We start from the raw sequence: 19,429 nt of genomic DNA, 5'->3' as shown, positions 1-19,429 counted from the left end.
AACGGAAGAAGGCAACGTCTTCGCCGCAGGAGAATCCGATGAACGAACAGTCCCTTGCAGGCCAGGCCGCGTTTGCGCCTGCCAATACGGCAGATATTGCCGAGGCGATGATTGCCTCGTCGGGCCTCCGTGTCGAGGTGGATCGACGCCGCGGCCGCGGGGCCGGATTGAATCCGAGCGGACGTTTCGAGCCGCTGCGCCGCGAGGCTTTCGATGATGGCTGGCAGACTCTTGAAGAGCTGCCGCCCTTCGAGACGGAAGTGCAGATCGAAAAGCCACGCACGGCGATTACACGTAACGAATCGCCGGATGTCCCGTTCGACCGCTCGATCAATCCCTACCGCGGCTGCGAGCATGGCTGCATCTATTGTTTCGCCCGGCCGACCCACGCCTATATGGGGCTTTCGGCAGGTCTCGATTTCGAAGCAAAGCTTTTTGCCAAGCCGGATGCGGCCAAGCTTCTGGAACGTGAGCTTGCCAAGCCGGGCTACAAGCCACGCGTGATCGCGATCGGAACCAATACCGATCCCTATCAGCCGATCGAGAAGGAATGGCGCATCATGCGCCAGATCCTCGAAGTGCTGAACAAGGCGAACCACCCGGTCTCGATCGTCACCAAGTCAGCGCTGATCCTGCGCGACATCGACATCCTGCAGGAGATGGCAGCGAAGGGTTTGGTGCGCGCCTCGCTCTCCGTGACGACGCTCGACCGGAAGCTTGCCCGCACAATGGAGCCGCGCGCTTCGACGCCCGGGCGGCGCCTGGAGGCGATCCGGGCCTTGACGGAGGCGGGTGTTCCGACTTCGGTGATGGCCGCACCGGTGATCCCGGCGCTGAACGATCACGAGCTGGAACGTATCCTCGACGCGGCGAAGGCCGCCGGCGCGCTGGAAGCAGGCTACGTGATCCTGCGCCTGCCGCTGGAGGTCGCTCCGCTTTTTCGCGACTGGCTCTTGCAGAATTATCCGGACCGCTACCGGCATGTGATGTCGCTGGTCCGCTCGATGCGCGGCGGCAAGGACTACGACGCCGAGTTCGGCAAGCGCATGAAAGGCGCCGGACCCTACGCCTGGCAGATCGCCCGCCGCTTCGAGATGGCGACGAAGAGGCTTGGTATGACGAGGCGCAGCATGCCGCTTCGCGACGATCTCTTCGTGCCGCCCGATGGCAGTGGCGTGCAACTGTCGCTCCTCTGAGAGGATACGGCATCGGATACGCGGCGCATGCGCTCGCGTGACGTGCGAAGCTGAGCGGCAAACAAGCCGTTTGAATTGGCAGCCGGGCAAGGCTGCAGGCAGTTAACAGTTACCCAGCAGGAGGCCGCCGCCCTCGGCCCCTGCCGCCGCGGCGGGTCCCCTGCCCTCCCGCGGCCCAAGCCCCCCGGTACGCCGCCCTGATCCGGGGGCTTGCAGGAAATCGGGTTGGCGTGCGAGATTCAGTCCATGAAAGCTCGCACGTCACCCGATTCTCCTCTGCTTTTCGAAGAGGTGCCGCTCGTTCCCGACTTCAAGTTGGAACTGAAGGCACGCAGGGCCGGCCACTGGCCGGTCGCAGGCGCCGACGAAGCAGGGCGCGGCCCCCTTGCCGGGCCGGTCGTTGCCGCCGCCGTCATTCTCAATCCGAAGCGCATCCCCGAAGGGCTGAATGATTCCAAGCAGCTTTCGGCGCAAAGGCGCGAAGAGCTCTTCGTACAGATCCTGGCAACGGCGACTGTTTCGATCGCATCGTCCAGTGCCACGCGGATAGACCTCACGGACATCCGCAAGGCAAGCCTCGATGCGATGCGCCGGGCGATCTGCGGCCTCGCGATCCAGGCGAACTATGTCCTCACTGATGGGCTCGACGTCCCTCCCGGATTGGAATGCCCCGGGCAAGCAGTCGTCAAGGGCGATGCGCGCTCGGTTTCGATCGCCGCGGCTTCTATCGTCGCCAAGGTGACGCGCGACCGGATGATGGCACGTGCGGACGCCGTCTTCCCGGCCTATGGCTTTGCCGCGCATGTGGGCTATGGAACGGCGCAGCATCGGGCCGGCATCGAGCGGCATGGTCCCTGTTCGCTGCACCGCATGAGCTTCCGTCCGCTCCGCAGAGACGGCATCGTGATCGACGAGGAGTTGATCCTCGAATAGAAAAGGCCGGGCAAAACCCGGCCTGTTCGATTTCAATCCGCGCTGATTTCTTAGTTGAGGCGTGTCTTCACCGCGCCGACGGCATCTTTGAAGAGATCGGACTGAACCGTATCGGCTTTCTTGGCAAGAACCGTTTCAGCCGCGGTGATCGCCAGGTCGACGGCGGCCGAACGGACGGCCTTCATCGCATCGGCTTCAGCCTGCTTGATCTTCTGCTCGGAAATCGCGTTGCGGTTGGCGACGAACTCTTCCGTCTTCTTCCTTGCCTCGGCGGTCAACATTTCGGCTTCGCGCTGGGCTGCGGCGAGAATATGTTCCGCCTCCGCTTCCGCCTCCTTGCGCTTGCGCTGGTATTCGGCCAGCAGATGCTGAGCCTCCTCGCGCAGACGCTTGGCTTCGGCCAGCTCATTGCGGATCCGGTCGGCACGGTCGTCGAGCGACTTTGCCATGATGCCGGGAACCTTCAGATAGACCATCAATGCCAGGAATATCACCAGGCCGACAAAGGCGAAGAAAGTTGCGTCAAAAGCCATCGATCAAGCCTCCTTCTTGGCGGCTGCGACCGCAGCGGCAACTTCCGGCTTGGCGGCAGTACCGCCGATCAGTTGCTCGACAACGGCAGCCGCCGTTTCCTCAGCGATTGCGCCGACATCTGCAAATGCCTTCGCCTTGATCTCGGCGATGCGGGCCTCGGCAGCCCTCAGCTTCTCGGAGAGGCTGGCTTCGACGGCGCGACGCTCCGCCTCCGCCTTGAGCTTGGCTTCGTCGCGAGCGGCGGCCGCGATCGAACCCGCCTTGGCACGGGCTGCAGCCAGCTCGGCTTCATAAGCCGCCACGTCTGCATCGGCTTCCGCCTTCAGGCGGGTTGCCTCGTCGAGATCCTGCGAGATGCGGTCGTGGCGCTGTTCGAGGATCTTGCCAATGCGCGGCCCGATGACCTTTTGCATGAGCACGAAGAAGACGGCGAACGTGATTGCCAGCCACAAGAGCTGGGAAGCGTAAGTCGACGAATCGAAAGGCGGAAAAGCACCGCCGCCGTGCTCGCCGGCGGGAACGCCGGTTTCGGTATGGACCTCGCCGGCAGCCGGAGCGGCATGCGAGTCCGTAGCGGGCGCTGCGCCAGGTTCTGCCGATCCCGCCGGAGCTTCCTGAGCAAAGGCCGGGGTCACAAAAAACATGCTCACCTCCAGGTGTACTGCAAATACAAAGGATCACGGCTTGCAGGTCGCAGGCCGTGATCCTTCAATCCACCGAAATCAAACGGCGAAGAGCAGAAGGAGTGCAACGAGCAGCGAGAAGATGCCCAGAGCTTCCGTAACGGCAAAGCCGAAAACCAGACGGCCGAACTGGCTGTCAGCGGCAGACGGGTTGCGAAGCGCGCCGGAGAGGTAGCTGCCGAAGATGTTGCCGAGGCCGAGAGCCGTACCGGCCATACCAAGGCAAGCCAGACCTGCACCGATGAACTTTGCTGCTTCCGCGTCCATGTTGAACTCCTTTGAAAATGGTTGTTGCGGCGAAATGACTGACGCCCTTTTGACGTCAATGTCGGTATTCCTTAGTGGCCACCCGGATGAATTGCATCGTTGAGGTACATGCAAGTCAGCACCGCAAAGACATAAGCCTGGAGGAAGGCAACGAGGAACTCGAGAGCGGTCAGGGCGACCGTCATGATGAGGGGAAGAACGGCACCGCCAACGCCGAGCGCACCAAGGGCTCCAAGCGAGGCGACGAAGCCTGCGAACACCTTCAGGGTGATGTGACCGGCAAGCATGTTGGCGAAAAGACGAACAGAGAGCGAAATCGGGCGGGACAGGAAGGAAATTATTTCGATCGACACCACCAGCGGCAAGAGAATGCCCGGGACGCCCGACGGAACGAAGACATTCAGGAAGCGGAACCCGTGCTTGTAGAAGCCGTAGACGAGAACCGTGCCGATAACGAGCAGCGCCAGGGCGAAGGTCACGATGATCTGGCTCGTCACCGTGAAGAAATACGGGAACATGCCGAGCAGGTTTGCCGTCAGCACGAACATGAAGAGCGAGAAGACCAACGGGAAGAACTGCATTCCCTTCGTGCCCGCCCCTTCCTTCAACATCGCGGCAATGAACTCATAGGACATTTCCGCAAGCGACTGGGTGCGGCCAGGAATGATCGCACGATTGGATGTCGCGAAATAAAGGAAGGCTGCGGCAACGGTGGCGGACACCGCCATGAACAACGATGCGTTGGTGAACGAAAAATCAATCCCGCCGATTTCGATCGGTACAATCTTGTAGATCTGGAACTGATGGATCGGATCGTTAGCCACCGCTTGTTCTCTCTTCTTTAGCCCGCAAACGCGGGACCACTGCACTGGACAACGCGCTCGTGCGCCCCTGCCCTATTTCTTGCCGTTTTCAACTCCAGGCGCCGGTTTCGCAACCTTGCCCGCAGCACGAAGAACGTTCAAAACGCCGGCACAGAATCCAAGAAGCAGAAGAACAATCAACCCCCAAGGCGCCGTGCCGACAAAACGGTCCAGAAGATAGCCAAGAACAGCACCCACAACGACTGCGGAAATGAACTCGCTCGAAAGCTTCATCGCCTGAGCATAGCCTTCGCGGCTCGCTTCGGCGCGGGCTTCGTTCGCCTCGTCCTCTCCCGCCTCTATGCGCTTGGCTTTGAGCTTTGCTCCCAGCTGCGCGCGACGCTTTTCAAGACTCTCCTCGCGGTCATCCTCCATGGCTTCCTCCTCGCTCCCGCTGCCCGCGATCCCCGTTACCCCCGGTTTTCAGGACAACGGACGTAGGGTGTGAAACCTTTCGGTCCGTTCTGAAGTCGGGCGCAACATAGTTTTAGGGCAAAACATAGTCAAGGCGTAGAGAGCTTCTGTCCAGCCATTAAATTATCATTCCAAATCAAGAGGTTGATCGGGAATTCAGAACGCCTTGAAAATTCGAGGCTCAGAATCCGCTTTCGGAGCAGCGGATCAGGCGGAAAATCGGGCTTTCCGTCAGCTCCAGCCGCCGCCGTAGGTACGGTAAAAGACGTGCAGGCCGATGCGGCCGACCTTTTCCATGGTCTTTGCCCAGTTCGGCCGGACGTAGACAGCATGGTAGTGTGTGGCGGAGCCGACCTGCGGAAGCCAGATCTTGCCAGCAGTCACAGCCATGGCAACCTCACGGGCGACACGCCAGTGATACTGGGAGTTTACGCGATCCCTGATGTTGTCGCAGGCAAAGGAGAACTGGCAGCGATTGCGCCAGTCTTCGTTCTGGTAGACGACGCCGCAGATGGTTTTCGGATAGGCCGGATTGCGCACCCGGTTGAGGATGACCTGCGCAACGGCGGCCTGCCCCTTCACCGATTCGCCGCGGGCTTCGAAATAGATGCCGGATGCCAAACACTGCTGTTCGCCCGCGGAAAACACGCTGGCCGGCAGAATGCTCGCCGCCCACGCGTGATCTTTCGCACCGATCTGAGGGACGAAGCGGCCATCGTTTGCGGAATCGGTGAGAATCGAATCGAAGGGCGATTGGCGGGCGTAGTCCGGCGCCGCCGGAGCATAGGCCGTCGCCAGCACATCGGCCTTGTCGTTGTTAACCAGGCCGGCCAGCAGCGCCGGAACTCCGGGGGCCGGCTTGACCGGCTGTTTCCGGTAGAAGTTGGTCGCGATTTCGATTTCCTTGCCCTTGATCTTCGGCTTGACGAAGGCGGACTTGTCCTTGAGATCGAAGCTCGGTTGGAACAGCAGCTGCGTACGGTGGAGAATGGAGCCGGCGGAAAAATCCTTCGGCGGCTGCATCTTCTCGACGGCGACAATGCGGCCCTTCTTGGTTTCTCGGTTCACGCGGTCTTCGTCCGGCGTGTCCTCGTGGCCCTTGCCTTCTGCGACAAAGGCGACCTTGCGGCCATCCGGAAGCACCATCCCTGCCCCGGCGGCAATCGACCCCGTCACAAGCGGATCCGTAAAAGCGAGTTCGGCCTGATGGAGCGAACCCGCCGGGGAATTGGTCATGACCATGCGCCAGTTGTCACGGCTCTCATCAAGCCCGGCGAGCATGGCTGCGAGATCGGCGTGGGAAGCCATGCTTGGAGATGCGAGCCACCCGCAAATGCCGAAGACGGCGGGTGAAATCCAGCTTTGAGGGAGGGAACGCAGCTTGCTGCGGACAACGGGATTTCGACGCAACGCCAGACTCCGACACGGGACGCTAAACACTCCCTCGAAAATCCTCCATTAACCTTGATGCTTGGTTAATGCGGATGCGCCGAAATTCATCCATAAGCACTTTTGATAGCCGAACACACAGAACCCGGCGCGACGGCCGGGCCCTTGAAAGCGCTGATTGGGTCGTCAGATGATGACGTGCGAGCCGAGCTCGACCACGCGGTTTGCCGGCAGGCGGAAGTAGTCGGAAGGGTTCGCTGCGGCATTGGCGAGCGCGATATAGAGCCGATCCTGCCAATAGGGCATTCCCGACTTCGCATCGGGAACCAGCTTGCGCCGGCCGAGATAGAAGGAAGTGGACATGATGTCGAACTTCAAGCCGGTCTTTCTGAGTGTCGCGAGCGCCTGCGAGACGTTCTGCGTTTCCATGAAGCCGAAGAGCAACTCGACCCGGGTGAAACGCTCGGAGACTTGCTCGACCTTGTAACGGTCAGCACTTGCAACACGCGGCTTGTTGACGGTTCGGATCGTCAGGATGACGTTCCTGTCATGCAGGACGTGGTTGTGCTTCAGATTGTGCAGCAGCGCCGCCGGCGCCGATTCCGGATCGCTGGTGAGGAAAATCGCGGTACCCGGCACATGAGCAGGCGAGTGATCGCTCTTGCGCTCGATGGAGCTGACGAAGGAGGCCAGCGGAATGTCCGTGTGACGGGTCTTCTCCATGAGAAGCGCCGTGCCGCGCCGCCAAGTCCACATGATGATGATGAAGGCGCTGGCGATCAGGATCGGAATATAGCCGCCGTCGTGGATCTTCAGCAGGTTGGCGCCCAAGAAGATCAGTTCCAGCGCAAGCAGCGGCAGGAGGACGATTGCAGTCACCGGGAGCGACCAGTTCCAGCGCGTCCGGACGAATTCGAAGGCCATGATGGAGGTGACCACCATCGCGCCCGTGACCGAGATGCCATAGGCTATTGCAAGCGCATCCGAGGTCTTGAACGTGAGGACGAGGAACAAGACACCGATGAAGAGCACGGTGTTGACCGCCGGCAGGAAGATCTGACCGGTATGGGTTTCCGAGGTGAAGAGGATTTCCATGCGTGGCAGGAAGCCAAGGTTGATCGCCTGCCGCACGAGCGAGAAGGCGCCGGTGATGACCGCCTGGCTAGCGATGATGGTCGCCGCCGTCGCCAGAATGACGGCGAAAGGAAGCGCCCATTTCGGGAACATGAGGTAGAAGGGATCCGACATCGTCTGCGGGTCGCCGAGTACCAGCGCGCCCTGGCCGAGATAATTCAAGGCAAGCGCCGGGTAGACCAGCACGAACCACGCCCATTGGATCGGACGGCGGCCGAAGTGGCCAAGATCCGCGTAAAGCGCTTCGGCCCCGGTAACCGTCAGGAAGACGGCACCCAAAACGACGATTCCGTAAAATCCTTCCTTGAACAGGAAACTGACGGCATAGTACGGATTGAAGGCTGCCAGGATCTCGAAGTCATCAGAGATGTGTGAGATGCCGACAATCGCCATGACAAGGAACCAGACCGCGGTGATAGGCCCGAAGAAACGGGCCACGGCAGTAGTACCGTGCGATTGGACGACGAACAGCAAGACTAGGATGCCCGCCGAGATCGGCATGATGTAAGACGAGAGGTCCGGCGCGACCAGCTTGACACCTTCCACGGCGGACAGAACCGAAAGCGCCGGTGTAATCATGGCATCGCCGAGGAACAGGGCCGCGCCTGCGACACCGAGCAGAAGCAGCACTGCGGTGTGGCCGTTTGCCGTCTTCATCAAAAGAGCAAGCAGGGAAAGCGTACCGCCCTCGCCTTCGTTATCGGCGCGCAACAACAGCAGCACGTATTTGAGCGTGACGATGATCGTCAAAGCCCAAAGCATCAGCGAGATAAGGCTGATGACCTCGAAACGGGTGAGACCGTCGTGAGCGACCGGCTTCAGCGCTTCGCGGAATGCGTAAAGCGGGCTGGTGCCGATGTCCCCATAGACGACGCCCACAGAGCCCAGCGCAAGATAGAAGAGCTTGCGCGGCGTCATGTTGCGATCCTGCGAATGGCTTTCGTCAAGCATTGGATGACTACAAGCTCCTCAGAGCCAGCCTTTCCATCGGAAGAAGAAAAACGGAACGATAGCGGAGATCGCCATCAGGCCCAGCGAGACTGGATAACCCGCGATCCAATGAAGCTCCGGCATGAATTCGAAATTCATACCATAGATGGAGGCAACAAGCGTCGGCGGCAAGAACACCACGGATGCGATCGAGAAGATCTTGATGATCGAGTTCTGCTCGATGTTGATGAGGCCGAGCGAGGCATCCAGCAGGAAGGTGATGTTTCCGGCGATATAGGACGCATGCTCCGTCAGCGACTGGATATCGCGAGTGACGGTGCGCGCCAGTTCCTTCGTCGCCTGATCCTTCTGAACGGCGGGAATGGTATAGAAGAAGGTCATGAGGCGTGCGAGCGACGCAAGGCTGTCGCGCACCTTGCTGACCAGGCGTTGATGGCCGGCAATGTCGCGGAGCTTCAGCTCGAGATAGTTCGAGGGCTTGCGGACCTTCTTGGCGCGGTCCCCGAAGACGTGCGTCGAAAGAATGTCGATACGAGCGACGGCCAGCTCGAGAATTTCCGCCGTGCGGTCGGTGATCGTCTCAAGCAGCTTGCCAAGAAGAGCAGCGCCGTTTCGCCACTGTTCCGGCACCCGATGAAGAGCGGCAATGAATAGCGCAAAGGATTTGGGATGGGCGTAACGGATGGTGATCAGCCGGTTGCCGGCAAGGATGAAAGCGACATCGGTCAGTGTCGGTACGTCAGTCTCGGTTTTCCAAAGCAGCGAAGCCGTCATGAAGACCGCACCATCGTCCGTGTAGAGACGCGCGGAAGGCTCGATATCCTTCATGTCGTCGCGGGTCGGAACCTCGATGCCGACGACCTTTTCGACATAGAGCTCTTCCTCTCGGGTCGGTTCGACCATATCGATCCACACCGCGTCCTCCGGAAACTCCGCAAGCTGCGAAAGGTCACGGATTTCGACCGAATTGCAATTCGAACGATAGGCGGTAATCACCGGGCGTTGCTCCAGCCGCCGGCTTGCCTTGCAGTGCCTGTGTTGTTCATCGAGATCCCTTTCACTGGCGCGGCAGCCGCCGAGGCGCCGCGCGAGCTATGAGTCTCCGATCCTAACGACCACGGAAAAAAAAGGTTCATACAACTCCAGCTGCATCCGGTCATAGCCCGGATATGCATTCTGCTCAACCGCACCGCAGTCACCAATCCCGACCGGCAAGACAACTGCGAAGATCCAGGCTAGCCGAGGCCTTCAAAGCAAGCACGGCCATCCCCGGGCATCCGCAGAAGCTGCCATCATGGCGACGGCGGGCCATATGACGGAAAGCTGTGAAATAATCAAGGTGTGTTGCGAAAAGTCGGCGGTTCGGTCGCATTTCCTTCATAATTTGGAGGATAGCGCCCGCCGAAGCAGCTACTCGAAAACGATGGCCGGCGCCTGCCGTTGTGGCTGGCCGCCGAGCTGCGCCCAGACCTTTGAAGCGATCTCACGATAGATACCCGCAACGACGCCGTTCGGCTCCGATGCAACGAGCGGCGTACCGGCGTCAGAGGTTTCGCGGATATTAATCGTCAGCGGAACCTCGCCAAGGAAGGGTATGCCGATGCGCTCGGCTTCCTTGCGGGCACCGCCATGGCCGAAAATATCGTAGCGGGTGCCAGTATCGGGCGCGATGAAATAGCTCATATTCTCGATGATGCCGAGAACCGGGACCTCCACCTTGCGGAACATGTTAAGGCCCTTGCGGGCGTCAATGAGCGCGAGGTCCTGCGGCGTAGAGACGATGACGGCGCCGGCGAGCGGCACCTGCTGCGCCATCGTGAGCTGCGCATCGCCGGTGCCGGGGGGCATGTCGACGACGAGCACGTCCAGTTCGCCCCAGGCGACTTCGCGCAGCATCTGCAGCAGCGCCGATTGCACCATCGGGCCGCGCCAGATCATCGCCGTTTCCTCGTCGACGAGGAAGCCCATCGACATGACCTTGAGGCCGTAATTTTCCATCGGATTGATGATGCGGCCATCGATCTGCGTCGGGCGGCCTGAAATCTTGAGAAGGCGCGGCATCGAGGGGCCGTAGATATCGGCATCAAGAATGCCGATGCGAAGACCGTTGGCCGATAGGCCGAGAGCGAGATTGACGGCAGTCGTCGATTTGCCGACGCCGCCCTTGCCGGAGGCGACCGCGATGATGGCGTTGATGCCGGGAACACCGAGCTTGCCGGCCCGCGGCGGCTGTTGCTGCTGAGCGTGGGAATGGCCGTGCGGAGCGCCCGCAGCGGGGCGGGCGGCGGGCGCGGATGCCTTCTTGTCGGCGGTCAGCGTTACAAGCGCACCCTTTACGCCAGGCAGCTCCCTGGTGACGCGTTCGGCGGCGAGACGCAAAGGTTCGAGCTCGTTGGCGCGCTCGGCAGGAACGGTGATCGAGAAGTAGACTTTGCTGTCGGAAATGAAGACGTCTGAAACCATGCCCAGCTCGACAATATTATTTTCGAGATCGGGACCGCGTACGGTCTTCAGCGTTTCGAGAATCTGTTCCTTGGTGACCTCGGTCATTCCCACCCTCATCATCGTCCTTGAAGAAAGGTAGATAGTGGAGGGCCGCGACTTCGCCAAATGAAATCGGCGTTTGAAGCAGCGGAAATGCTCAATCTAAATCCGTTGCGGCCATCTGGTCCGCCGGGCTTTCGCCCTGATGACCGCAACGGTTTCTCCGATAACCCGGCGCTGAGGGCCGACTAAAACAACATCCGGAAATAGCCAAAGGAAAGATGACCCACACCTTGCGCCTAGAGCCACATCTCAGGTGAGCCGTTACAAAAAGGCAACAACCGCCGCCGGCTGCGGATGAAGGAGATGCATCAACGCTGCCGACGACGAATTGCCGATGGCGCCGTTCTTTTTTGGCGCTCTTCAAAGTCCCCTCTGGACCTCTGCCAGTAGTTATGCAGAAAGTGTGCCAACTGCTCAGAGGCCAGAGTTGTCCTTCTAGAGGGGTTTCCCGTCGCGATCGCGCCAGAGGGGTGCCGAAGTTTTGTGCGCCGCGCCACGCCGCTGCATGCGCTTTAGGCTGGGGCTACTTGATGATGCCAATGCGCAGCGCCTTGGCGACGGCTTGGGTGCGGTTGACCGTATCAAGCTTCTTCGTGGCGCGATTCAGGTAATGATTGACCGTATGTTCCGAGAGGTGGAGGATCTCGGCGATTTCCGCGCTCGTCTTTCCCGCCGCCGTCCAATTCAAGCAGTCGACTTCGCGATCCGTCAGCGTGTCCCTCATGCGCGTATCCAGGCTGCGGATCTCCGCGAGCCTGTCGAACACATGGATCGAGATATAGGAAAGATCGCGCATCTCTTCCGGCGTGAAGTGCTCCCGATCACCGGAGAAGGAGATAGCGCCGCGCACGCCGGATGGCTCCTGCGTCGGAAAATATGCGGCGCGCGTCATCTTGAACCGCTCGAAAAGCGCCGCGACCAGCACCGCCTTGCCGTCCTCCCTGGATCCAGTGGGCTTCGTGGTGTCATAGAAAAAAGGAACAGACGACGTCCGCAAGCGACGCAGGATCGGGCTGTTCGCCAGCAAACTCTCCTGATCATAGACAGTAAGCAGTTCGGCGGGCCAGTTGGTGATGACCGTCGTGCCTTGAAGCTCGAGTGAGGTGACCGGCGGGAGATTGAGCACCATGAATGCACGGCTTCGATATGCTTCCGTCACACGCTTCATGATCCGGAAGATATCGAACTGGGTTTTCAGCCCCACGATCTCCTGAATAAATCCATCTACACCGGTGGATGCTGGCGACAATGGTGTCATTTACTTTTTCATCTTCTCAAGGGCGCTATGGCGTCTCAGACCGTTTGTGCCTGCAAGCCTGGGGGCGCCCACATTAAATTATGAAAACCGGTCGAAATACAATGGCCGACATAACTATAGGTTTTAACAGGCTCTAATTGTCGTGATTCGCGAAGGAATCTCAACATATAGCTTATAACCCATTACTATCACGATAATATTTACATATACGCATCCATGGGATGCATTTATCCGCGCGGACCAAGGCGGATTCGGATGGCGTCCATTATCGATTGCGCTGCCTGCTTTACGGGCGTTGTCCATTCTTCGAGGCGCTCAAGCGTCAGCCGGTAGGCCGGGCCGGTAATCGAGACACCGCCTGTGAAGCTTCCGTCCACCGTCCAGACCGCCGCCGCGACACAGCGAATGCCGAGTTCGTGTTCCTCGCGATCGAAGGCGGCGCCGGTTTGGCGGATCGTCTTTAGTTCTTGCAGCAACGCATCGGCTGAAGGGAGTGTGTGCGGCGTGAAGCGGTTGAAGGAGAGGTTGCGTGCAAGCGGCTCCACCGCATCGTCAGGCAACACCGAAAGAGCGGCCTTGCCGACGCCGGTGCAATAAACGGGCGACGCATTGCCGATCTGCGAGTACATGCGGACAGATTGCCTACCCTCGATCTTGTCGAGATAGATGATCGAGGTTCCGCGCAGGACGCCGAGATGAACGGTCTCGCCGCTCATCTGCTGCAGGTCCTTGAGATATGGTTCGGCGATCAGCCGGAACTCATTCCTCGCCCAGCTCCTTGACGCAAGATCGAGAAGCCGCAACCCCGGCACGTAGCGGCCGTCGGCATCGAATTCCAGAAGCCCTTCTTCGACAAGATGGACGAGCTGGCGATGCAGCGTGCCGCGCGGCTGGCTGGAAAGTGCAAGAATATCTGTAAAGCGCATGGGACCATCGGAGTGCGTCACGAGTTCGAGCAGCGCCATCGCCTTGCCCAATGTACCCGTTTCGCTTTCCCCAGACGCGCCTTTTCCCCGAGCCATCTATCGCCTACCCTGGCCTTGACATGATCGGCAGGCTAATTGAATAATTCCACATAGTCAAATTGTGTTCCAAATAATGGAACAGCGGGAGGCAAACCGTGACGGCCATAGTTGCGCAGTTTCCGGAATTCAAAGATCGCACCGTACTCGTCACAGGTGGCGGCTCCGGCATCGGTGTTGCGATCGTGGAAGGCTTTGCCCGGCAGGGTGCGAAGGTCTCTTTCATCGACATCGCCGAGAAGGAAAGCCGCGAGCTTGCAATGCGGCTCTCCCGCGATACGGAGCACCCGGTGCATTTCTTCAAGGCCGATCTTCGCGATATCGGCGCGATCCGGCAGGCGGTCGATGCAGTGGTCGCCCAGTCGGGGCCGATTACCGTTCTCATCAATAATGCTGCCTGGGACGACCGGCATGATTTCGACGCGGTGACCGAGGAATACTGGGACAACAACCAGGCGACCAACCTTCGCCATGTCTTCTTCACCGCACAGGCGGTAGCACCGTCCATGCGTGCGGCTGGCGGTGGCGCGATCATCAACATGTCGTCCATCGCCTTTCTGTTGAACATGCCGGACTTTCCGTCCTACACCGCGGCAAAGGCCGCCGTCATAGGGCTCACGAAGAGCATGGCGGGGAAGCTTGGACCGGACAATATCCGCGTCAACTGTATCCTGCCGGGCATGATCGTGACCGAGCGGCAGATGGAGCTCTGGCTGACCGAAGAGAGCATCGCGCAAACCATCAAGCGGCAATGCCTCAAGAAGGTCCTGCATGCCGACGCGATCGTCGGCCCTTGTCTGTTTCTTGCATCCGACTGCGCGGCCGCTGTGACTGCGCAGTCCATGATTGTCGATGGAGGCATTTTCTGATGGCGAATCCCGCTTATGTCGCGGTGGATTGGGGTACGAGCAGTTTCCGGCTCTGGCTGATCGGCGCAGACGGTAACATTCTTGGCGAGCGCCGCAGCGGCGAAGGCATGACGACGGCGGCCAAGACCGGCTTTGCCGATGTTCTCAACGCGCATCTTGCAGCACTCTCGGTGCCGGAGAACGTACCGGTCATCGCCTGCGGCATGGTCGGTGCCAAGCAGGGCTGGGTCGAAGCGGGCTATATCGATGTTCCGGCTTCACTTTCCTCGATCCTCACTGGTGCGGTTTCCGTTCCGGGCCAAAGCCGGGATGTGCGTATCCTCCCGGGTCTTGCACAACGCGACAAGGCAGCGCCGGACGTGATCCGCGGCGAGGAGACACAGTTGCTCGGCGCTCTCGGCCCCGGCAGCAAGGGCATGCAGGCCGTCTGCGTGCCCGGAACTCATTCGAAATGGGTTCACGTCCAGGACGGGGATGTGATCGGGTTTTCGACCTTCATGACCGGCGAACTCTTCGACGCGATCAGCAAGCATACGATCCTGTCGCATGCCGTTGCAGGCGCCGATGATGCTCCCGCCGACAATTCCGCATTCAAAGCGGCGGTCTCGACGGCGTACCGTCAGCCCGCGATGGCGACGAACCTTTTCTTCACCGCCCGTTCCGGCCAGCTTCTTCACGGACTGACCGCAGCCGGTGCCCAAGCAAAGATCTCCGGCACGCTGATCGGCCTGGAAATCGCCGGCGCGCTGTCCGATGCTCCGGCTGACACGCCTGTGACGCTCGTCGCCTCGGGCCGGCTGCAGAGCCTTTATGAAACGGCGTTCAAGTCCCTGTCCTTAAAATATACTAGCATTGATGCAGACACAGCCGTGCGCCGCGGGCTCTCGGCCGCTGCCGAAGCCATCTGGCCGAACTGAGGAAATTTCCATGAACCGCATCCCCTTCCCCTCCATGAAGCGCCCGCTCATTGCCATTCTGCGCGGCATCAAGCCGGAAGAAACCCAGGCTGTCGTCGGCGCGCTGATCGAAAACGGCCTGACCGCGATCGAAATCCCGCTGAATTCGCCCGAGGCCTTCAAGTCCATCGAGATCGCCGCCAAAATGGCGCCGCCGGAATGCCTGATCGGCGCGGGGACCGTGCTGACCGTCGAAGCAGTCGACAGCCTTGAAAGCGCCGGCGGGAAGCTGCTCGTCACTCCGAATGTCGAGCCCGACGTCATCATCCGCGCGCGCGGCTATGGGATGGTCACGATGCCCGGCGTCTTTACGCCGACCGAGGCTCTCGCCGCCGCCCGCGCCGGGGCGACCGGCCTGAAGTTCTTTCCGGCCAGCGTACTCGGACCCTCGGGGATCACCGCCATCCGCGCCATTCTGCCGCCGGATCTGGTGATCGCGGCAGTCGGCGGCGTTTCCGACAAGAATTTCGGCGATTACACGAAGGCAGGCATCCTCGCCTTCGGCCTGGGCACCAGCATCTACAAGCCGGGAATGACGGCCGCGGAGGTTGCCGAGCGCGCCAAGGCCACCATTTACGCCTATGACGCAGCCGTAGGAGCGTAGGCATGACGGAAATGTATGAATTTCAGGGCAAAGTTCTTTGCAACACCAATTCGGTACTTGGTGAAGGCCCAACCTACGACCCCGGCACTGATACCGTCTGGTGGTTCAATATCCTCGGCAAAGAACTGCACGAACTGAACCTCGGCACCGGGGAGAAGAAGATGCATTCCCTGCCGATGATGGCGAGCGTGATGGCGCGCATCGATGCCAACCGCCAGCTCCTGGCGACCGAGGAAGGACTTTTCGTCCGCGACACGAACAGCGGCAACCTGACCTTCTATGCAGCGCTCGAAAACGACAAACCGGAGAACCGCTCGAACGATGGCCGCACGCACCCCTCCGGCGCGCTGTGGATCGGCACGATGAGCAAGCGCGCGGAGAACCAGGCAGGCGCGATCTATCACGTCGCCGGCGGCAAGGTGACCAAGATCTTCAGCGGCATCAGTATCCCGAATTCGATCTGCTTTTCACCGGACGGTGCGATCGGCTACTACACCGATACGCGCATCAGCCGTCTCATGCGCGTCATGGTCGATCCGCAGACGGGACTTCCGGCAGGCGAGCCGATCGTCATGGTGGACAGCATGGAGGATCCAGGCGGTCTCGACGGCTCTGTCTGTGATGCGGACGGCTATATCTGGAACGCGCGCTGGGGAGCGGGCGTGGTCGACCGGTACAGTCCCGACGGCTTGCGTATCGCCCGTTACACGGTGCCTGCCGCACAGCCGTCCTGCCCCGCCTTCATCGGTGTCAATGCGGATCGCTTGGCGGTAACGACCGCCTGGGAAGGGCTCGACGAGTCTGCACGGTCGTCGCAGCCGCAGGCTGGCGCGCTGTTGGAGCTCGGAGTGACGGTGAAGGGTGTTTTCGACCCGATCTACGTGCTCTGACACGCCCGGAAGAGCACGCGCCGTGGCTACGTTGCATCGGCCAAAATCACACGCATGTCGCTAAAAGTTCCACCTAAATGGTGAAATTTTTCCGCATTTATCAGCGGAACCAATAGCCTACCCAGTCATTGTCCTTTCGAACCGGCACGGAAAACGCCAACGGGCGGCCGCGCTTAAGACCACTCGAAGGAACAAAAGGTAGGTTCGAAATGACACGCAAACTTCTGACGACCGTTGCCGCTGGCGCCCTGTTTGCCACGGCCTTCGCACCGGCGGCATTCTCGCAGACCCAGCCGGCTCCCGCCGCGCCGGGTGCTACGCAGACGGCTCCGGCCGAACCGGCTGCACCGAAAATGCCGGACGCCACCGCGCCGATGAATGACGCAGCCAAGGCTCCGGCTCCGGCTCCGTCAGCCGATACGGCCCAGGCTGGCGGCGGCTATTTGACGGAACAGGGAGCGGACCAGATCAGCGCCAACACCTATATTGGCCAGTCGGTCTATAACGCCGAGAACAAGAGCATTGGTGAGGTCGACGACTTGATCATGAAGAAGGATGGCGGCCTGGTGGCTGCTGTGATCGGCGTCGGCGGCTTCCTCGGTATCGGCGAGAAGGATGTCGCCGTGCCGATGGAAAAGATCACCGCTGCCCAGAACCCGCAGGACGGCAGTATGAAACTGACGACCACGGAAACTGCCGACTCGCTGAAGGCCGCTCCGGAATTCAAGACGCTGCAGATGCAGGCAGCCGAAAAGCCTCCGGCAACAACGGGCACAGACACAACGGCAACCGGTTCGACCAAGAACTAGTTTCGCGCTTTAAGTAGAGCGTAGGCGGCGTCCGAAAGGGCGCCGCTTTCTTATAAGAGAGCACAGAAACGCAATGCGTCGTAAATCGCCGCATGAATGTTGCGGCTTGAGACCGCGTCGCCGATCCTGATGAGATCGAACTGCGCATCAGGGTTTTTCACTGCAAGCGGATATCGACGCCCGACGAGAGCGGCATAGTCGACGGCACCGAGGTTTCGCGACTGCGGCTTGAGTTCCAGATAGAGATCGGCATTCGCAACGGTGCCATGCTCGACGACGACTTGTGCGACGTGACGCTCCCGCACGACGTCTCCTGCATAATCTGAACCCAGCACGGCGACGAGCCCGTTTCCTTCGCGGCGGACAGCCATCAGCCGGGTGTTGATCGTCACGCGGACATCCCGCTCGGCGAAAGCCTTGGCATACGGCACATGGTTCATGCCTCCCATTTCGGGAGCGAAAAAGCGCTCGGGCGAGACGAGTTCCAGTTCCGCGCCGCTGTTGGCGATGACCTCGGCCGCCGACATGCCCGGATGGCCGCCGTTGTCGTCAAAGAGCAGGACGGAGCCCTCCGGCTTGATTGCCCCCGCAAGAATATCCCAGGACGAGGTGACCAGATCATCTCCCGCATCGAGTTCCGGCGACTGCGGGATACCGCCCGTTGCCACGACCACCAGATCGGGCTGAAATGCGAGGACCTCCTCGGCGCCGGCATAGACGTCATAGTGGATTGCGACGCCGAGGCGCTCAAGCTCGGCGAGCCGCCAATCGACAATCCCGACCATCTCCTTCCGGCGCGGATTGCGGGTCAGCAAGTTGATCTGACCACCTGCCTTGCCCGTCGCCTCCAGGACTTCAACATGATGGCCGCGTTCGGCGAGCACCCTTGCCGCCTCGAGACCCGCCGGTCCCGCTCCGACGACGGCGGCCTTTCGCAGGACGTCCGCCTTCTCGATCTCGTGTGGCATTTCGGCCTCGCGACCGGTGGCGGCATTGTGAATGCAGAGCGCCTCGCCGCCTTCGTAGATGCGGTCCAGGCAGTAGGTGGCGCCGACACACGGGCGGATGCGGGCCTCCTCTCCGGCCATTACCTTTCTGGCGATATGCGGATCGGCGATGTGGGCACGCGTCATGCCCACCATATCGAGCTTGCCCTCGGCAATCGCATGCCTTGCGGTCGCGATGTCCGCTATTCGCGCGGCGTGGAAGACGGGAAAGTGCGTCGCCGCCCTCACCTCGCCTGCGAAATCCAGATGCGGCGACGCAGGCATTCCCTGGATCGGGATGACGTTGTTCAGCGCCGCATCGTGATCGATATGGCCCCGAATGATGTTCAGGAAATCGACCGTGCCGGAAGCCACGAGGCGCTTGGCGATTTCGATACCTTCTTCGCGCGAAAAGCCTTTCTCCCAGTCCTCGTCCGCAGCCATGCGGATGCCGACGATGAAGTCCGGCCCCACAGCCTTTCTGACCGCTTCGGTGACCATCAGCGAGAAGCGCATGCGGTTTTCCAGCGATCCGCCGAACTCGTCTTCCCTATGGTTGGTCGCAGGCGACCAGAAACCGTCCATCAGGTGCCCATAGGCTTCGAATTCGATGCCATCCAGTCCCGCAGCCTGCATGCGCTCGGAGGCCGATACATAGTCGGCGACGATGCGCTCGATGTCCCATTCCTCCGCTTCCTTCGGAAACGCGCGGTGGGCGGGCTCGCGGATGGGAGACGGCGCCAGCACCGGCAGCCAATCGCCCCGGTTCCAGCCGGTGCGGCGGCCGAGATGGGTAAGCTGGATCATCACCGCCGCGCCATATTCGTGACAGTCGTCCGTGAGCTTTCTTAGCCACGGCACGATCTCGTCGCGGTCGGCATGCAGGTTACCGAAGGCGGGCGGCGAATCCGCCGAGACGACAGCCGAGCCGGCAGTCATCGTCAGTGCGATGCCACCCTTCGCCTTTTCGCGATGATAAAGCCGGTAGCGGTCAGTCGGCATGCCGTTTTCGGAATAGGCCGGCTCGTGCGCGGTGGACATGATGCGGTTCTTCAGCGTCAGATGCTTGAGCTGGAAGGGTTGCAGGAGGGGATCTTTGGATGACGTCATCGACACTCGCTTTT

At 60.6% G+C, this 19,429-nt stretch carries 19 protein-coding genes; 7 read left to right on the top strand and 12 right to left on the bottom strand.

Going from position 1 to position 19,429, the window contains the following annotated elements:
• Window positions 1-38 precede the first annotated feature (38 nt).
• Together ACPYOJ_RS07880 and ACPYOJ_RS07875 are read left to right on the top strand one after the other, a co-directional pair.
• Window positions 39-1,196 (top strand): PA0069 family radical SAM protein, encoded by a 1,158-nt coding sequence (locus ACPYOJ_RS07880; protein WP_481415740.1) that lies wholly within the window; start codon window positions 39-41, stop codon window positions 1,194-1,196.
• Window positions 1,197-1,442: 246 nt separating this feature from the next.
• Window positions 1,443-2,129, top strand: coding sequence for a ribonuclease HII (locus tag ACPYOJ_RS07875; RefSeq protein ID WP_481415739.1), 687 nt, complete (start codon window positions 1,443-1,445; stop codon window positions 2,127-2,129).
• Between the two features lie 50 nt (window positions 2,130-2,179).
• Here the strand turns inward: ACPYOJ_RS07875 and ACPYOJ_RS07870 are convergent, their stop codons facing one another.
• The 11 genes from ACPYOJ_RS07870 to ACPYOJ_RS07820 form a co-directional block, all read right to left on the bottom strand.
• On the bottom strand, window positions 2,180-2,662 hold the full coding sequence (locus tag ACPYOJ_RS07870) for a F0F1 ATP synthase subunit B (protein WP_481415738.1): 483 nt from the start codon (window positions 2,660-2,662) through the stop codon (window positions 2,180-2,182).
• A 3-nt stretch (window positions 2,663-2,665) separates the two neighbouring features.
• Complete coding sequence (locus ACPYOJ_RS07865) at window positions 2,666-3,307, bottom strand: F0F1 ATP synthase subunit B (protein ID WP_481415737.1); 642 nt, start codon at window positions 3,305-3,307, stop codon at window positions 2,666-2,668.
• A 78-nt stretch (window positions 3,308-3,385) separates the two neighbouring features.
• Window positions 3,386-3,613, bottom strand: a complete 228-nt coding sequence (locus ACPYOJ_RS07860) for a F0F1 ATP synthase subunit C (RefSeq protein ID WP_168828562.1) — start codon at window positions 3,611-3,613, stop codon at window positions 3,386-3,388.
• Window positions 3,614-3,684: 71 nt separating this feature from the next.
• Window positions 3,685-4,437 (bottom strand): F0F1 ATP synthase subunit A, encoded by a 753-nt coding sequence (locus ACPYOJ_RS07855; protein ID WP_168828561.1) that lies wholly within the window; start codon window positions 4,435-4,437, stop codon window positions 3,685-3,687.
• Between the two features lie 72 nt (window positions 4,438-4,509).
• A complete protein-coding gene (locus ACPYOJ_RS07850; RefSeq protein WP_168828560.1) occupies window positions 4,510-4,851 on the bottom strand; it encodes an AtpZ/AtpI family protein in 342 nt (113 codons plus the stop codon).
• 270 nt (window positions 4,852-5,121) lie between these two features.
• A complete protein-coding gene (locus ACPYOJ_RS07845; RefSeq protein ID WP_481415736.1) occupies window positions 5,122-6,300 on the bottom strand; it encodes a cell wall hydrolase in 1,179 nt (392 codons plus the stop codon).
• A gap of 165 nt (window positions 6,301-6,465) precedes the next feature.
• Window positions 6,466-8,364 (bottom strand): potassium transporter Kup, encoded by a 1,899-nt coding sequence (locus ACPYOJ_RS07840; protein ID WP_168828558.1) that lies wholly within the window; start codon window positions 8,362-8,364, stop codon window positions 6,466-6,468.
• A gap of 18 nt (window positions 8,365-8,382) precedes the next feature.
• Complete coding sequence (locus tag ACPYOJ_RS07835; RefSeq protein WP_481415735.1) at window positions 8,383-9,360, bottom strand: magnesium transporter CorA family protein; 978 nt, start codon at window positions 9,358-9,360, stop codon at window positions 8,383-8,385.
• 414 nt (window positions 9,361-9,774) lie between these two features.
• Entirely contained in the window at window positions 9,775-10,914 is a 1,140-nt protein-coding gene (gene apbC / locus ACPYOJ_RS07830) for an iron-sulfur cluster carrier protein ApbC (RefSeq protein WP_481415734.1), read from the bottom strand.
• Window positions 10,915-11,434: 520 nt separating this feature from the next.
• Window positions 11,435-12,169, bottom strand: a complete 735-nt coding sequence (locus ACPYOJ_RS07825) for a helix-turn-helix transcriptional regulator (protein ID WP_168828555.1) — start codon at window positions 12,167-12,169, stop codon at window positions 11,435-11,437.
• A 227-nt stretch (window positions 12,170-12,396) separates the two neighbouring features.
• Window positions 12,397-13,191, bottom strand: a complete 795-nt coding sequence (locus tag ACPYOJ_RS07820) for an IclR family transcriptional regulator (protein WP_481415733.1) — start codon at window positions 13,189-13,191, stop codon at window positions 12,397-12,399.
• Between the two features lie 98 nt (window positions 13,192-13,289).
• Between ACPYOJ_RS07820 and ACPYOJ_RS07815 the strand changes: the two genes are divergently transcribed.
• From ACPYOJ_RS07815 to ACPYOJ_RS07795, 5 genes are all read left to right on the top strand, one after another.
• Window positions 13,290-14,060 (top strand): SDR family NAD(P)-dependent oxidoreductase, encoded by a 771-nt coding sequence (locus ACPYOJ_RS07815; protein ID WP_481415732.1) that lies wholly within the window; start codon window positions 13,290-13,292, stop codon window positions 14,058-14,060.
• The gene (locus ACPYOJ_RS07810) at window positions 14,060-14,977 is read left to right on the top strand and encodes a 2-dehydro-3-deoxygalactonokinase (protein ID WP_481415731.1); all 918 of its coding nucleotides are present in this window, start codon (window positions 14,060-14,062) and stop codon (window positions 14,975-14,977) included. The genes ACPYOJ_RS07815 and ACPYOJ_RS07810 overlap by 1 nt, the downstream gene beginning before the upstream one ends.
• 10 nt (window positions 14,978-14,987) lie before the next feature.
• The gene (locus ACPYOJ_RS07805) at window positions 14,988-15,620 is read left to right on the top strand and encodes a 2-dehydro-3-deoxy-6-phosphogalactonate aldolase (protein WP_481415730.1); all 633 of its coding nucleotides are present in this window, start codon (window positions 14,988-14,990) and stop codon (window positions 15,618-15,620) included.
• Window positions 15,621-15,622: 2 nt separating this feature from the next.
• Window positions 15,623-16,510, top strand: a complete 888-nt coding sequence (locus tag ACPYOJ_RS07800; RefSeq protein WP_481415729.1) for an SMP-30/gluconolactonase/LRE family protein — start codon at window positions 15,623-15,625, stop codon at window positions 16,508-16,510.
• 209 nt (window positions 16,511-16,719) lie between these two features.
• On the top strand, window positions 16,720-17,319 hold the full coding sequence (locus ACPYOJ_RS07795; protein ID WP_168828549.1) for a PRC-barrel domain-containing protein: 600 nt from the start codon (window positions 16,720-16,722) through the stop codon (window positions 17,317-17,319).
• 50 nt (window positions 17,320-17,369) lie between these two features.
• Here ACPYOJ_RS07795 and ACPYOJ_RS07790 read toward each other — a convergent pair whose 3' ends face one another.
• On the bottom strand, window positions 17,370-19,415 hold the full coding sequence (locus tag ACPYOJ_RS07790) for an oxidoreductase (RefSeq protein WP_481415728.1): 2,046 nt from the start codon (window positions 19,413-19,415) through the stop codon (window positions 17,370-17,372).
• Window positions 19,416-19,429: the final 14 nt, after the last annotated feature.

This window comes from Rhizobium sp. SVR5-9E (assembly GCF_056755095.1).
Note: the sequence above shows the minus strand (reverse complement) of the source record. Positions and strands in the feature narration are given on the sequence as shown.

Bases quoted from the DNA above. Each gene is read 5' to 3' on its own strand.
- ACPYOJ_RS07880 (WP_481415740.1), top strand. From the start codon at position 39: ATGAACGAACAGTCCCTTGCAGGCCAGGCCGCGTTTGCGCCTGCCAAT.
- ACPYOJ_RS07875 (WP_481415739.1), top strand. From the start codon at position 1,443: ATGAAAGCTCGCACGTCACCCGATTCTCCTCTGCTTTTCGAAGAGGTG.
- ACPYOJ_RS07870 (WP_481415738.1), bottom strand. From the start codon at position 2,662: ATGGCTTTTGACGCAACTTTCTTCGCCTTTGTCGGCCTGGTGATATTC.
- ACPYOJ_RS07865 (WP_481415737.1), bottom strand. From the start codon at position 3,307: ATGTTTTTTGTGACCCCGGCCTTTGCTCAGGAAGCTCCGGCGGGATCG.
- ACPYOJ_RS07860 (WP_168828562.1), bottom strand. From the start codon at position 3,613: ATGGACGCGGAAGCAGCAAAGTTCATCGGTGCAGGTCTGGCTTGCCTT.
- ACPYOJ_RS07850 (WP_168828560.1), bottom strand. From the start codon at position 4,851: ATGGAGGATGACCGCGAGGAGAGTCTTGAAAAGCGTCGCGCGCAGCTG.
- ACPYOJ_RS07840 (WP_168828558.1), bottom strand. From the start codon at position 8,364: ATGCTTGACGAAAGCCATTCGCAGGATCGCAACATGACGCCGCGCAAG.
- apbC (WP_481415734.1), bottom strand. From the start codon at position 10,914: ATGACCGAGGTCACCAAGGAACAGATTCTCGAAACGCTGAAGACCGTA.
- ACPYOJ_RS07825 (WP_168828555.1), bottom strand. From the start codon at position 12,169: ATGACACCATTGTCGCCAGCATCCACCGGTGTAGATGGATTTATTCAG.
- ACPYOJ_RS07820 (WP_481415733.1), bottom strand. From the start codon at position 13,191: ATGGCTCGGGGAAAAGGCGCGTCTGGGGAAAGCGAAACGGGTACATTG.
- ACPYOJ_RS07810 (WP_481415731.1), top strand. From the start codon at position 14,060: ATGGCGAATCCCGCTTATGTCGCGGTGGATTGGGGTACGAGCAGTTTC.
- ACPYOJ_RS07805 (WP_481415730.1), top strand. From the start codon at position 14,988: ATGAACCGCATCCCCTTCCCCTCCATGAAGCGCCCGCTCATTGCCATT.
- ACPYOJ_RS07800 (WP_481415729.1), top strand. From the start codon at position 15,623: ATGACGGAAATGTATGAATTTCAGGGCAAAGTTCTTTGCAACACCAAT.
- ACPYOJ_RS07795 (WP_168828549.1), top strand. From the start codon at position 16,720: ATGACACGCAAACTTCTGACGACCGTTGCCGCTGGCGCCCTGTTTGCC.
- ACPYOJ_RS07790 (WP_481415728.1), bottom strand. From the start codon at position 19,415: ATGACGTCATCCAAAGATCCCCTCCTGCAACCCTTCCAGCTCAAGCAT.